Origin of the sequence: Novosphingobium sp. AP12 (genome assembly GCF_000281975.1) — a bacterium.
Classification (GTDB): Bacteria; Pseudomonadota; Alphaproteobacteria; order Sphingomonadales; family Sphingomonadaceae; genus Novosphingobium.
Genome location: NZ_AKKE01000150.1, coordinates 1 through 13,612, shown reverse-complemented (window position 1 = coordinate 13,612; position 13,612 = coordinate 1). Strand labels below are relative to the sequence as shown.

The 13,612-nt window shown below is 66.1% G+C and carries 9 protein-coding genes and 1 other RNA gene; 1 reads left to right on the top strand and 9 read right to left on the bottom strand.

The features are described 5' to 3' along the window. Window positions 1–38: 38 nt before the first annotated feature. The 7 genes from PMI02_RS21100 to hrpB form a co-directional block, all read right to left on the bottom strand. Complete coding sequence (locus tag PMI02_RS21100; protein ID WP_007686725.1) at window positions 39–1,400, bottom strand: DUF418 domain-containing protein; 1,362 nt, start codon at window positions 1,398–1,400, stop codon at window positions 39–41. Between the two features lie 414 nt (window positions 1,401–1,814). Then, window positions 1,815–4,163, bottom strand: a complete 2,349-nt coding sequence (lon, locus tag PMI02_RS21095) for an endopeptidase La (protein ID WP_238539130.1) — start codon at window positions 4,161–4,163, stop codon at window positions 1,815–1,817. 404 nt (window positions 4,164–4,567) lie between these two features. Next, window positions 4,568–4,903 carry a YbaB/EbfC family nucleoid-associated protein gene (locus tag PMI02_RS21090; protein ID WP_007686721.1) on the bottom strand — a complete coding sequence of 112 codons (336 nt, stop codon included), beginning with the start codon at window positions 4,901–4,903 and terminating at the stop codon, window positions 4,568–4,570. A gap of 1 nt (window position 4,904) precedes the next feature. Next, complete coding sequence (locus PMI02_RS21085) at window positions 4,905–6,800, bottom strand: DNA polymerase III subunit gamma/tau (RefSeq protein ID WP_007686719.1); 1,896 nt, start codon at window positions 6,798–6,800, stop codon at window positions 4,905–4,907. A 107-nt stretch (window positions 6,801–6,907) separates the two neighbouring features. Continuing rightward, an RNA gene (ffs, locus tag PMI02_RS26590) (signal recognition particle sRNA small type) lies at window positions 6,908–7,002 on the bottom strand. A gap of 69 nt (window positions 7,003–7,071) precedes the next feature. Continuing rightward, window positions 7,072–7,350 (bottom strand): ETC complex I subunit, encoded by a 279-nt coding sequence (locus tag PMI02_RS21080; protein ID WP_007686717.1) that lies wholly within the window; start codon window positions 7,348–7,350, stop codon window positions 7,072–7,074. A gap of 45 nt (window positions 7,351–7,395) precedes the next feature. Continuing rightward, a complete protein-coding gene (gene hrpB / locus PMI02_RS21075) occupies window positions 7,396–9,849 on the bottom strand; it encodes an ATP-dependent helicase HrpB (protein ID WP_007686715.1) in 2,454 nt (817 codons plus the stop codon). 197 nt (window positions 9,850–10,046) lie between these two features. Between hrpB and PMI02_RS21070 the strand changes: the two genes are divergently transcribed. After that, window positions 10,047–11,972: a bifunctional diguanylate cyclase/phosphodiesterase gene (locus tag PMI02_RS21070; protein WP_007686713.1), complete on the top strand. Its 1,926-nt coding sequence runs from the start codon at window positions 10,047–10,049 to the stop codon at window positions 11,970–11,972. 3 nt (window positions 11,973–11,975) lie between these two features. Here the strand turns inward: PMI02_RS21070 and PMI02_RS21065 are convergent, their stop codons facing one another. Beyond that, on the bottom strand, window positions 11,976–12,746 hold the full coding sequence (locus PMI02_RS21065; protein WP_007686710.1) for a hypothetical protein: 771 nt from the start codon (window positions 12,744–12,746) through the stop codon (window positions 11,976–11,978). An 82-nt stretch (window positions 12,747–12,828) separates the two neighbouring features. Continuing rightward, window positions 12,829–13,612, bottom strand: a 784-nt coding sequence (locus PMI02_RS21060; RefSeq protein WP_007686709.1) for a polyprenyl synthetase family protein, incomplete at its 5' end; no start/stop codon positions are given.

The following is a 13,612-nucleotide window of genomic DNA, read 5'->3' as shown; positions in this document are numbered from 1 at the left end:
CATCGAGGGCAAGCGCCCCCTGTACCCCACCGGTGTCGTCAGGCAGGGGCAAGCGTCCCCGGCGCGGCCGGCTCGGCGGGGTGGCGGACGAAGGGCTGGCGCTTGCCGTAGGCGAGCGATCGCCAGACCCATTCCAACGGTCCGCTGAGGTAGTAACGCAGCCAGACGTTCGCAAAGACCAGCATGAACACGTCGATGACCGCCGCGGCGAGCGCCAGCTGAGCCCAACCGAACTTGCCCCACAGGTCGAGGCCCCACGGCGCGAAGATCAACCAGAGCGTGACCACGCTGGTCAGCACGTAGATCGAAAAGGCCATCCGCCCCACCGCCTTGAACGGCGCAAGGACATTCCGTCCGGCAGCGGTCTTCATGACGAGGTTGAAGAACGCGACGTGCCCCAGCGTCACCGCGAGACGCGCGAACTCGTGGGTGATCCAACCCGATTTGGGGTCCAGCGTGAAGGTATAGAGTTCGGCGACATTCCAAGCCCGCAGCCCGCAGCCCACGGCGTAGGCGGCGACAGCGGTGATCGCATAGAAACGGACCGGTCTCTGCCCCTGGATGACGCCCCACTTCCACAGCGCCATGCCGATGAACATGGCGCAGACCGCCTCGACTATCGTGAACAAAGTGCCATGCCCGTCGCCGAATATCTTGTTCCACACGGTCCAGTTATTCCTGAGGAACATCCAGGGATTGCCCGCATGCGCCTCGTTCTCGGCCTTGATCTTGTCCTGGGTATCCTTGCTGGGCGGCTTGGAAAGATCGTGGGCGTCGCGCTTTTCCTGCCATTCCGCGATCGTCTTCTTGTCCTTTTCGCCGAGCTTGACACCATCGGCCTGTTTCTTCTCCAGAACTTCTACCTTGTCGATCATCTCGATCCGGCCGGTATATCCGATCGTCCCGGTTACCGCGACAAACGCGGCAAAGCCCAGGCCCATCGCCAGCAGGATCTTGGGCGAGGCCTTTCGGAAGGGGAACAGGAACAGCGCGGACAGGCCATACGCGAGCAAGATGTCGCCGACCCACGCGATGACGAAGATATCGATGAGGCCGAAGGCGACCAGCAGCAGGTTACGCCGATAGTAGAGATCTGCCACTGCGACCGGGTCCTCGGGCCGCATTGCCCGTGCGGTAAGCACCATGACGCCCGCACCGAAAAGGAACTCGAACAGACCGCGCTGGGTGCCGCTCCAGAAGATGTCGATGGCGGCCCAAGTCGTCGCGTCCAAGGGTGACCATGACAGACGGCGCACGTCATCCATCCAGATCGCGGGGTTCGTGGCCATGAAGGGGATGTTCATGAACAGGATGCCCAGTATCGCAATACCGCGCAGCACATCCATGACATCTATGCGCGCACGTCCGCGCACCGGACCAAGACTGATTGCTTCCCCCACCGATCACACCCTCACAAGTTGTCGGCAGGAAGAGTACGCCTCCGCCGATAACTCGTCAATTTTCAGTCCTTATACAAATCATGACAAGTTGTGTTGTTTTCCAACAGGACTTCTCGTTCCGCAGACTGGGCTTTGCCTAATGTTATCAGAGACAACGGGGATAGACTGGCGCCTCGGAACCGGATTTCTGACATGTATTTCGATGAAGATCGTGGGCGGATGGATAAATCTTTCCCGCTCAGGACAGATCGCGGGCGCGGGCGTCGGGCCAAGTAGACCGCCCTGGCGCCCTGACTATCCAGCGCCCGCGGGAGCGACAGCCACCAGGCATGATCGTCCCATATGAAAAGGGCGCCGGATAACCGACGCCCTTGATTCATTCCATTACCGCGAAGTCAAATGGCGCCGCCACCATCAATGCGCAGTGGCACCCGTCGCAGCCGTGTGCGGCGGCGGCGCTGCGGCCAGTTCGTCCGCCTCGGTCCACTCGATCGCCGTGACCGGCTCCGTAAGAGCCTTGGCCAGCACTTCGTCGACGTGAGCGACAGGGATGATCTCCAACCCCTGCTTCACGTTGTCCGGGATCTCGGCGAGGTCCTTGCGGTTCTCTTCCGGGATCAGCACCGTGGTGATGCCGCCGCGCAGTGCGGCCAGCAGTTTTTCCTTGAGTCCGCCGATCGGCAGCACCCGGCCACGCAGCGTGACTTCGCCGGTCATGGCGATGTCCTTGCGCACCGGAATACCGGTCAGCGTCGAGACGATCGAAGTGACCATGCCGACACCTGCCGAAGGACCATCCTTCGGCACCGCACCTTCAGGCATGTGGACGTGGATGTCCTTCTTGTTGAAGACGCTCGGCTTGATGCCATAGGCGGGCGAGCGGGCGCGTACGAAGCTGAACGCGGTCTGGATCGACTCGTTCATCACGTCGCCGAGCTTGCCGGTAGCCTTGATCGCGCCCTTGCCCGGGACTGTCACCGCCTCGATCGTCAGCAGTTCGCCGCCGACTTCGGTCCAGGCAAGGCCCGTCACCGCACCGACCTGATGCTCCTCCTCACCCATGCCGTGGCGGAACTTACGCACTCCGGCATAGTCTGCCAGGTTGTCCGCCGTGATGGTGACCTCGGTGGCCTTGCCTTCGAGGATCTGGCGCAGCGACTTGCGCGCCAGCCGCGCGATCTCGCGCTCGAGCGTGCGCACGCCGGCCTCGCGGGTGTAATAGCGGATCAGGTCGCGCAGGCCCTCCTGCGTCAGCGTGAACTCGCCCTTCTTGAGACCGTGCGCCTCCACCTGCTTGGCGACGAGGTGACGCTCGGCGATCTCGACCTTCTCGTCCTCGGTGTACCCCTCCAGACGGATGATCTCCATGCGGTCGAGCAGCGGCTGCGGCAGGTTCAGGCTGTTCGCGGTGCACACGAACATCACGTCCGAAAGATCGATGTCGAGTTCCAGGTAGTGGTCCTGGAACTTCGCGTTCTGCTCCGGATCGAGCACTTCGAGCAGCGCCGAGGCCGGATCGCCGCGGAAGTCCTGACCGAGCTTGTCGATCTCGTCGAGCAGGAACAGCGGGTTCGACTTGCCGGCCTTGCGCAGGTTGGTGACGATCTTGCCCGGCAGCGAACCGATGTAGGTCCGGCGGTGGCCGCGGATCTCGGCCTCGTCGCGCACGCCGCCCAGCGACTGGCGGATGAACTCGCGGCCCGTGGCCTTGGCGATCGACTTGCCCAGCGAAGTCTTGCCAACGCCCGGCGGACCGACGAGGCACAGGATCGGCCCCTTCAGCTTGTTGGTACGCGCCTGCACCGCAAGATACTCGATGATGCGGTCCTTGACCTTGTCGAGGGCATAGTGGTCGGCGTCGAGGATGTCCTGCGCGGTCGATATATCGCGCTTGAGCTTGCTCTTCTTGCCCCAGGGCAGGCCCAGCAGCACGTCGAGGTAGTTGCGGATGACGGTTGCCTCGGCGCTCATCGGCTGCATCGACTTGAGCTTCTTCAGCTCGCCAACGGCCTTTTCCTTGGCTTCCTTGGACAGGCGGGTCTTCTCGATCCGCTCGGCCAGTTCCTGAAGCTCGTTCGCCTCGTCGCCCTCGCCGCCGCCCAGCTCGGACTGGATCGCCTTGAGCTGTTCGTTGAGGTAGTACTCGCGCTGGGTCTTCTCCATCTGCCGCTTCACGCGGCCACGGATCTTGCGCTCGACCTGCAGGACGCCGAGTTCGCCTTCCATGAAGGAATAGACCATTTCCAGCCGCTTGAGCGGGTCGGGCTCGGACAGCACCGCCTGCTTGTCGGATACCTTGGCGGAAAGCTGCGCAGCGACGGTGTCGGCCAGCTTGGCCGCATCCTCGATATCGCCCAGCTGTTCGCCGGCATCCTGGCTCAGCTTCTTGTTGAGCTTGGCGTATTCTCCGAACTGGTCGACGACCGTGCGCATCATCGCCGAAACTTCGGTGCCCTCGGCCTCGACGGGATCGAGCATTTCCACGCCCGCGACCAGCATCTCGCCGTCATCGGTGGTTTCGGAGCGCAGCGTTTCGAGGCGCGCCCGGTCCTGGCCTTCGACCAGAACGCGCACGGTGCCGTCCGGCAGCTTGAGCAACTGCAGCACGCTGGCGACCACGCCCGTATCGTAGAGATCGTCGCGGTCGGGATCGTCGCAACCCGGGTCGAGCTGGGCGAGCAGGAAGATGTCCTTATCCCCAGCCATCGCCGCTTCGAGCGCGGCCACGGATTTCTCGCGGCCGACGAACAGTGGCACGACCATGCCCGGGAAGACGACGATGTCACGCAGAGGCAGAAGCGGAAGCAGGTTCAAAGCAATATCCAATCATCACGCACGGAGGACTGCCTGCAGCCGCCCCGGCTCTTGGCGGACGATATGGGGTCTTCACGCCGCCTTGCAATCTTTTGCTGGCGAAAGCCTGTGGGAAGCGCCCGACCCTGCACCTTGTCATTACGCTCCAAATTGGGCCGCTACACTTGGGGCTTCATCCATCACGGAGGCATCGGGGGGCAATCACGTCCAGTATCGAGGCACCCGGTCTACTCGGATTACGCAGCGCAGGGCATGGTCGCCCGGCAGACCCGAATAGGCGAAATTTAGGACAATTCGCGTTGAATCATAACCGAAAAACCGCCGACAACGAACCTGCCGAGCACCGTATCGCTTCAGAACGGCAGCTTGAAGCCCGGGGGCAGGCCCATGCCCGACTGCGCCTTGGCCAGTTCCTCGTTGGCGACCGAGTCCGCCTTGACGCGCGCGTCGTTGTAGGCCGCGGCGATCAGGTCCTCGAGGATCGACTTTTCACTCGGCTGCATGAGACTGTCGTCGATCGCCACACCGATGACACGGCCCTTGGCAGAGCAGCGAATCTTGACGAGCCCGCCGCCGGAAAGCCCCTCGACCTCCATCTGGTCGAGCTTGCCCTGCGTTTCGTTCATCTGCTTCTGGATGGTCTCGGCGGCCTGCTGGGCGGCCTGGATCATCTCTTCCATCGACTTCATCTCAACGTCTCCAATTGCGCTGACCGCCGCCGATCGCGGCCGGACGGTCGTCTTCGATCAATTCGGCGCCCGGAAAGGCAGCCAAGGTCGCCTCGACCAGCGGAGAAGTGCGCAGCGCCTCGGCATCGGCCGCCTTCTTCACTTCGGCGATCTCGACTAGGGTGGGCGCGCCTTCCGCATCTACACGCTCGACCTGCCAGCGCTCGCCCGTGGCCTTCTGGAGCCCGGCCCGCACGATGGCGACTACGTCCTCCTTGAAGGCCGGCGGCTGGGTATAGCGCAGCAGGCCCTGGGCCAGCTCCACCACGCGCACCTGCATGCGCATGGTGTTGGCGGTGGACAGTTCACCGATATGCTCCACATCGTCGACCAGCGCTTCCCAACGCGGCGTGACCGCCGCCGGAGTGAAGCCTGACGGCGCGCTAGGCGCTGCAGCACCGCCTTCGACCGCTGCTGGAGCGGCGGGAGCGCGCGCGGCGATCTCTTCCAGCTTGCGCACCAGCGCGCCGGGATCGGGCATGTCGGAGGCGTGCATGATCCGCAGCAGCGCCATCTGCGCCGCCACCAGTGGATCGGGTGCGGACTTCACCTCGTCATGGCCCTTGAGCAGCAATTGCCAGAGGCGGTGGAGCTGGCCGGCGCGCAGGCCCTTGGCCCAGCCCTCGATCGCTTCGCGCTCCTCGGTCGAATGGGCATCGGCGGCATTTCCGGCCACCTGCGCGACGGCGATGCGGTGGGTCAGGTCCATCAGCCCGCGCATCATCGCGATCGGCTCGACGCCGAGCGAAAACTGGCGTGCGACGATGTCGAGCAGGTCGGGCCCCCGCCCTTCGAGGATTGCGGAAACCAGCCCGCGCTGGACGCTCTTGTCCGAGAGCCCAAGCATGTCGCGCACCTTGTCGGCGCTGACCTGACCCTCGCCGTCTAGGTCTGCATGGGCGATCGCCTGGTCGAGGATCGACAGGCCATCGCGCACCGAACCTTCGGCGGCCGCGGCGACCATGGCCAGCGCTTCGTCCTCGGCCTCGACCCCCTCCTGGCGGCAGACATGCGCGAAGTGCCCAGCGAGCATCGGCGCGGGGATGCGGCGCAGATCGAAGCGCTGGCAGCGCGACAGCACCGTGACCGGCAGCTTGTCCACTTCGGTCGTCGCGAAGAGGAACTTCACATGCGCGGGCGGTTCCTCGAGCGTCTTCAGCAACGCATTGAAAGCATTGCGGGACAGCATGTGAACTTCGTCGATGATGTAGATCTTGTAGCGCGCCGAGACGGCCGAATAACGCACTGCCTCGATGATCTCTCGGACGTCGTCGACGCCGGTGTGGCTGGCGGCGTCCATCTCGATCACGTCGATGTGGCGGCCCTCGGCGATGGCGATGCAGGGCTCACACTTGCCGCAGGGGTCGATGGTCGGGCCGCCCTGTCCGTCCGGGCCGATGCAGTTGAGGGCCTTGGCGATCAGCCGCGCGGTCGAGGTCTTGCCCACCCCGCGCACGCCAGTCATCAGGAAGGCATGCGCCAGCCGGTCGCGCTTGATGGCGTTGGCCAGCGTCTGGACCATCGCCTCCTGCCCGATCAGCTCCGCGAAAGTCTGCGGGCGGTACTTGCGCGCGAGTACGCGGTAGGGCTGCGCCGCTGCCGGGGCCGCGTCAGCCTTGGGCACGGGCGAGGGCTTGGCGGGCTCGGGCGCAGGCGCCGCGAACATCGCCGACTGGCCTGCCTCCTCGAGTTCCGCAGCGGTGGGAGCGGCTTCCGGTTCGGGTGCTACGGCCTCAGGCTCGCCGAACATCGACTGCTGCCCGGCCGCCTCCAATTCGGCAGCGTCGGGCGCGTCCTGGTCCTCGTCTTCGTCGTCCCAGGGAGGCGTGTCGCCGAACATGTCGCGTGAATCGTCCATCGTCGCCCAAACTAGGGGCTGGGCCGGGGAATGTCAGGGGAAAAGCGCCGTCCTCCACAGCCTTCGCGCTGCAAGGAGCGCAAAGGCCGGAGAATTAACGATGTAGAGAAGAAGGAGCCGGGCGACCCGCCGCAATCCGTTGTGGCTGCTTCCTTCCGGACCTGACCAAGTTGGCGGACGAAAACGCCCGCCCGACTCCCGGGCGGGCATATGGCGAGGTCGATCGGGTTTGTCCAGCCCTATGCCGAGACAAACCTAACCGGCGCTGATCTCAGCGGAAGTTGTCGGCATAGGCCTGGATCTTGAGGCGGCGCGGCGGAGTGACGTGCACTTCGGCCTCGATGCCGTAGCGGTCCGCGTAAGCCTTGGCCTCGTCGCTGGTGGGGAACCGCAGGACGACCTGCTGCTGCATGTCGCCCGAGCCGGCCCATCCCATCAGCGGGTCGGGCTTCTTCGCTTCGGCCGGGGTGAATTCGAGAATCCACTGGTCGAGCAGCGCCTTGCCGGACTGCATGGCGTTCTTCGGGCGTTGATAGATGCGTGCGCTCATGGGCCAATGCCTTGCCCCCGAATCGGGCCGGAAATCAAGCGCGAATCATGCCTTCCGGCCCCGCTCGAACGCATTGCGGGTCTTGAGGCTGGGGTCTTCGGTCCACGGTTCGTCCGGCCAGCGGTGGCGGGGGTAGCGGCCCTTCATGTCCCGCTGCACGTCGCGCCACGAACCGCGCCAGAAGCCCGGCAGGTCGCGCGTGGTCTGGATCGGGCTGCCCGCGGGCGAGGTCAGCTTGAGCAGCAGCGGCTGCGAAGGCTGGCCGAAGCCGGGATGACGGTCGAGCCCGAACAGCGCCTGCACCCGAACTTCGACCGAGGGGCCGCCCTCGTCCTCGTAGTCGATCGCATGCGCGGTGCCGGCGGGACTGCGGAACTCGGGCGGGGCCAGCCGCTCGAGCGCCTGCTGGTCGTCCCAGTCCAGCCGGTTTCGCAGCGCCTGCGAGAGCGCAGCGCCGTCAAGCGCATCGAGGCGGCGACCGAGTAGCGGACCGAGCCACTCCTCCAGGTCTGCGAGCAGCGCTTCCTCGGAAAGCGCGGCGATCCCGGCGTAGCGCGCGCGGCGCAGCAGCGATTGCGCGGCCTTGCCAAGCGGCACGAGCGACAGCCCGCGCGCGCGGATGCGGTCGATCAGGAAGGCGCGGATCGCCTCGGGATCGGGCGAAGGGTCGGGTCCGCTCGTCAATGTTATCGCGCCTATCCTGCGCTCGAGGCGCGCCTCGACACGGCCCTCGTCCTCGTTCCAACGCAGGACGGTGCGGCGCTCCATGGCATCGGACAACCACGCCTCGACCTCGGCCGGCTCTAGCGACGCGCCCGACAGGATGCGCGCGCCTTTGGCCTGCCCCTGCGCGTCGCCGATCACCATCCATTCGCGCGAGGCCAGCGGCGATGCGGGGTCCAGCACGTAGCCTCTACCTCCGGCGCTGTGCCAGTTTTCGCCCGAGGCACCGCGGCGGCGCGCCAGCATGTCCGGGCGGCCAAGGGCAAGCAGCACGCCGGGGGGCACGTCCTCCACCACGCGGGGCGCATCGACCAGCCCCTGAGCCCGCCGCGCCCAGCCCGCAGAGAGTTTGCGCGAGGCTTGCGCACGGGGGGATCGATCGCCGTCCCACCGCGAAAGACGCTGCGCCAGGTCGTCGCTGCGCCCACCAAGGCCGCGTTCCTGCAGCAAGAGGGCGAGCCGCGCCGCGACATCGCCCGCACCGAGTTCGCTCGCGCGCAGGATCATCGCCGCCTGCGCCGGGTCCATCGGCAGGCTCGCCACCTTGCCGCCGAACGCCGTTATCCGCCCTTCCCCGTCGAGCGCGCCCAGTGCCGCCAGTCCCTTGCGCGCGGCGTCCAGAGCGGGGATTGGCGGCGGATCGAGCCATGCCATCGCCGCGGGATCGCCGGCGCCCCACTGCGCGAGCGTCAGGGTAAGCGGCGCGAGGTCGCTGGTGAGCATTTCCGGCGGGTCGAACTCGGGCCGGCCGGCGTGCGCGGCCTCCTCCCAGAGCCGATAGGCCACGCCCGGTCCCTGACGCGCGGCGCGCCCCGCACGCTGCGCGGCAGAGGCACGGCTGGCACGGTGGGTGACGAGCCGCGTCACGCCAGCCGCCTTGTCGAATTCGGCGCGGCGAGAAAGCCCCGCGTCGACGACCACCGAGACGCCGTCCAGCGTCAACGAGGTTTCGGCGATGGCGGTGGCCAGTACGATGCGGCGGCGGCCTTCGGCATCCCGGCGGATTGCGGCGCGCTGGGCGCCGGGCTCACACTGGCCGTGGAGCGGCAGGACCAGCGCCGAGGGAAGCTTCTGCACCAGCCCCTCGGCCACGCGCTCGATCTCGCGCACGCCCGGCAGGAAGGCGAGCACGTCGCCCGTCTGCTCGCGCCACGCCGTCAGGAGCGCGGAGGTCATCGCGTCCTCGATCCGCCTGTCGGGCGCGTGACCAAGCCAGCGCACGTCCAGCGGCCACGCCTTGCCCGCGCTCTCGATGACGGGGGTTCCTTCGCCCAGAAGGCGGGCAAAGCGACTGCCGTCGATGGTGGCGGACATGATGACGACGCGCAGGTCCTCGCGCAATACCGCGCGGCTCTCGATGGCGAGCGCAAGCCCGAGGTCGCTGTCGAGATGCCGTTCGTGCGCCTCGTCGAACAGCACGGCGGAAACGCCGGCAAGCTCGGGGTCGTTCAGAATCGTCGAGACGAAGATCGCCTCGGTCATTACCAGCACCCGGGTACGGGCGGTGCGCTTGACGTCGAGGCGGGTGACGTAGCCTATCGTGCCGCCCGCCTGCTCACCCAGCCCTTCGGCCATACGTTCGGCGGCGGCGCGCGCGGCAACGCGGCGGGGACTGAGCAGGATGACGGTGCCGCTGCACCAGGACTCGTCCAGGAGCGCGGGCGCCAGCGCGGTCGTCTTACCCGCGCCCGGGGGCGCGATCAGCACCGCGCCGGTGTTTTCGCGCAGAACGCCCAGCAGATCCGGCAGGACGGCATGAATGGGAAGCGTGATCACGCGCGCAGCCCTAGAACGGGCGCTCCCTCAAGGAAAGCATCGAGATTGCTCGCAAAAGCGTCGGAGTGAGGGCGATTTACGGTCGGTTATCTCCAGACCGGATCAATCTTGGCGAGGCGTCCATCCTTCCTAAAGACTTGTCATCAATAACAGACCGCTTCACGCTGTCCCTTCAACTATTTGCAGACCACCGTAGAATGCACCGCGCCGGCCAGTATCCCCTCAGCGTCGCACAATATCTGCGGCTGCGTGAGCACATACCGCCGATGTACGGCCTGCTCTCGATCAACGCCGCCGTGCTGGCGTTCACGCATCGCGGGCTGGCTCCGGCGCTGCTGGTCTACACCTTCCCTGCGATCCTCATCGCCGCCTGCATGATCCGCATGATGACGTGGATGCGGCCCGTGGTCGCGGCCGAGCTTGACCCCGCTTACGCGAAGCGCAGCATGTCGCGGACCGTGATCGTCGCAGTGCTGATGGCGCCGGCCTTCGTCGCGTGGTCGCTGTGGCTCGACCAGTACGGCGGCCCCTACGAGCATGGCCACGTCGCGGTCTTCGTGTCCGTGACGGTACTGGGCTGCGTGTTCTGCCTCAGTTTCCTGCCGTTGGCGGCGCTGGCGGTCAGCGTCATCGTGCTGGGGACGTTCCTCGCCTATTCGTTCTGGATCGGCACCGAGGTCCTGATCGCGATCGCCTGCAACATCGTGCTCGTCGCCATGGTGATCCTCAAGATCCTGCGCGATTCGTACCGGTCCTTCGTCGATCTGGAAACCTCGCAGCGCGAACTTCACGTCGAACGCCGGCAGGCGCAGGTACTGGGGGAGGAGAACGCCCGCCTCGCCCAGACGGATGCGCTGACCGGCATGCCCAACCGCCGGTACTTCTTCGCGACTCTCGAGAGCCTGCTGCAGCGGTCCGGCCCGGACGACGTATTCAGCGTCGGCCTGATCGACCTCGACCGCTTCAAGCCGGTCAACGACACCCACGGTCATGCCCACGGCGACCGGCTCCTGCAGATCATCGGCGGGCGGATGATGGGCCAGTGCCCCGGCGATACCATCGTCGCCCGGCTTGGCGGTGACGAGTTCGGCCTGATCGTGATGGGCGGCCCGGTCCAGGCCGAGCGCGTCGCGAACGAGCTGTGCAAGGCGATCCGCGAGCCCGCGCGCATCGGCGACGTATTGGTTTCCGTGGGCTGCTCGGCGGGCCTCGCGGTCTATCCCGAGACCGCCGCGAGCGCCGACCTGCTGTACGACCGCGCCGACTTCGCGCTCTATCACGCCAAGAACCACAAGCGCGGCCAGTGCGTGCTGTTCTCGGAAAAGCTGGAGCGCCTGATCCGGACCGAGCAGTCCATCGACGCCGCGCTCCAGGGCGCCGATCTGGAAAACGAACTCTCGCTGGTGTTCCAGCCCATCGTCGCCACCGAGGACCTCGATGCCATCGGTGTCGAGTGCCTTGCGCGCTGGCAATCGCCGCGCCTCGGCGAGATTGCTCCCGAACTGCTCATCGCTTCGGCCGAGCGCCTGGGGCGGGCACGCGAAGTGACGCTGACGCTGTTCGACAAGGCGCTGGACGGGCTGGCCCGGTTGCCCGCGCCGCTGCGGGTATCGTTCAACCTGTCGGGCAACGACATCGGCAATACCGGCACCATCGACGCGCTGCTGGCGCGTGTCGCAGCGTCCGGGTGCGACCCGCGGCGCCTGCTGATCGAAATCACCGAATCCTCGCTCATCGCCGAGATGGACATGGCCAACGCTGCGCTGGAGCGACTGCGCGAAACCGGAATGCGCATCGCGCTCGACGATTTCGGAACCGGCTATTCCAGCCTGTCCTCTCTCCACCAGCTGCCGCTCGACATGGTCAAGATCGACCGCAGCTTCGCGACCCGATTGGATGAGGCCGCCGGTCGGCGACTGATCACCGCGATCCGCCACCTCGCCCGCTCGCTGTCGCTGGAATGCGTGATCGAGGGGATCGAAACGGAGAACCAGCTCGTCAGCGCCCGGCTTGCCGGCTTCTCGCTGGCGCAGGGCTTCTTCATCGCGCGGCCCATGCCGCTGGAAGAGATGCTGGAGCGGCTGTCGCAGCCTGGTACGGCGGCTTGGAGCGCGGCGGGGTAAGTCTCAGCTGGCCTTCAACGCCCCTTGCCGATCGTAAGTGATCGTGATGCCTATCCATTCGCCAATCTGAGGCTTGCCATTTACCCGAGGCGGCCTGACTTGAAACTGCCATGCGGCATTAAGAACAGCCCTTCCTAATCCGGACCCGCGTGGCGATTCACCGATAATCCGGCAATTATCGACCCGATAGTGATCCACTGTCTGACAGTAGATGCGTCCCCAGCCCTCGGTGGGCATTTTCGCCGGCAAGTAACCGCCAAGCTCTGCACTGGTGGGCTCTCTGTACCACTCCACGTTGTAGAGCGTCACCCCGCCCGGCCCGTCGCCCGGTCCGTAGGTCGAGCCGCTGTTACCGCCGCCGGGCGCCGCATCGCCGTTACCCGAGCGCTTCATGGCGCCGATGTCCGCCGAAGCCATATCGGCGCGAGAGACCTTGAGGAAGGAGAACGCAGGCTTTTCGGCGGGCTTGGGCGTTTCGACCGGCGGGACCGGAGCCTCCACCTCCACTGCCGTCTGTTTGGGCTGGTCCTCCTCGGCCTTCTCGGCCTGCTGGGCCTTGTCGGGCGACTTGGCGCCGCTGTCTGCATCCTCGCCGGGAATGTCGAAGGTGACCGGGTTGTGGGCCTTCTTGAGCGCAGGCGCCACCGCCGTCTGGTACAGCGCTATCAGCAAGGCGATGACGATGATCGCCGCCGACAGCAGCGTGGAAATCAGGCGTTGGCGGGGCGAGCCGGGCTGGTAGCCCGTGACCGCCCGATCGGCATCAGAGGACATGGCCGCGCTTCAATAGTCGAGCCAGGCTCGCCCCGCAATTACTGCTTTGTTTCAGACTGTCGCAATCCTGCGCGTGCTGCCGTCAATAACGCCGGGCGACCGCGAACTCGACTGCTTCCGCCATCGCGGTGCGCGCCTCGCCCGCCGGGAATCCGGCGATCGCGTCGATCGCGCGCTGGGCATAGTGCCGCGCCCGCTCGCGCGTGGCATCCACGCAGCCGTGGCGGTTGATGAGTTCGACCGCGTGAGCAAGATCCTCGTCCTCGGTGCGGAAGCCGGCGATGGCTTCTTCCCAGAACTTGCGCTCCTCGGCACTGCCGCGCGCGTAGGCGAGAATCACCGGCAGGGTCATCTTGCCCTCGCGGAAGTCGTCGCCCTTGTCCTTGCCCGATTCGGACGCTTCCGAATCGTAGTCGATCGCATCGTCGACGAGCTGGAAGGCGATGCCGAGGTTGCGGCCGAAGGCATCGAGCGCCAGTTCCTCGGCTTCGCTCTTCTCGGCGACGATCGCGGGGATGCGGGTAGCAGCGGCGAACAGCGCGGCGGTCTTGGAGCCAATGATCTGGAGGTAGTGCTCCTCGCTCGTCTCGATCCGGCGCTGCGCGGTGAGCTGGTCCACCTCGCCCTCGGCGATGATCGAACTGGCCTTGGAGAAGATCTTGAGGACCTTGAGGCTGCCGTCCTCCACCATCAGTTCGAAGGCCCGGGTAAACAGGAAGTCGCCCACCAGAACGGTCGCCGGATTGCCGAAGACGATGTTGGCGGCGGCCTTGCCGCGCCGCATGTCCGACCCATCGACCACGTCGTCATGGAGCAGCGTCGCGGTGTGGAGAAACTCGACGGCGGCCGCCAGCCGGTGGTGGCGG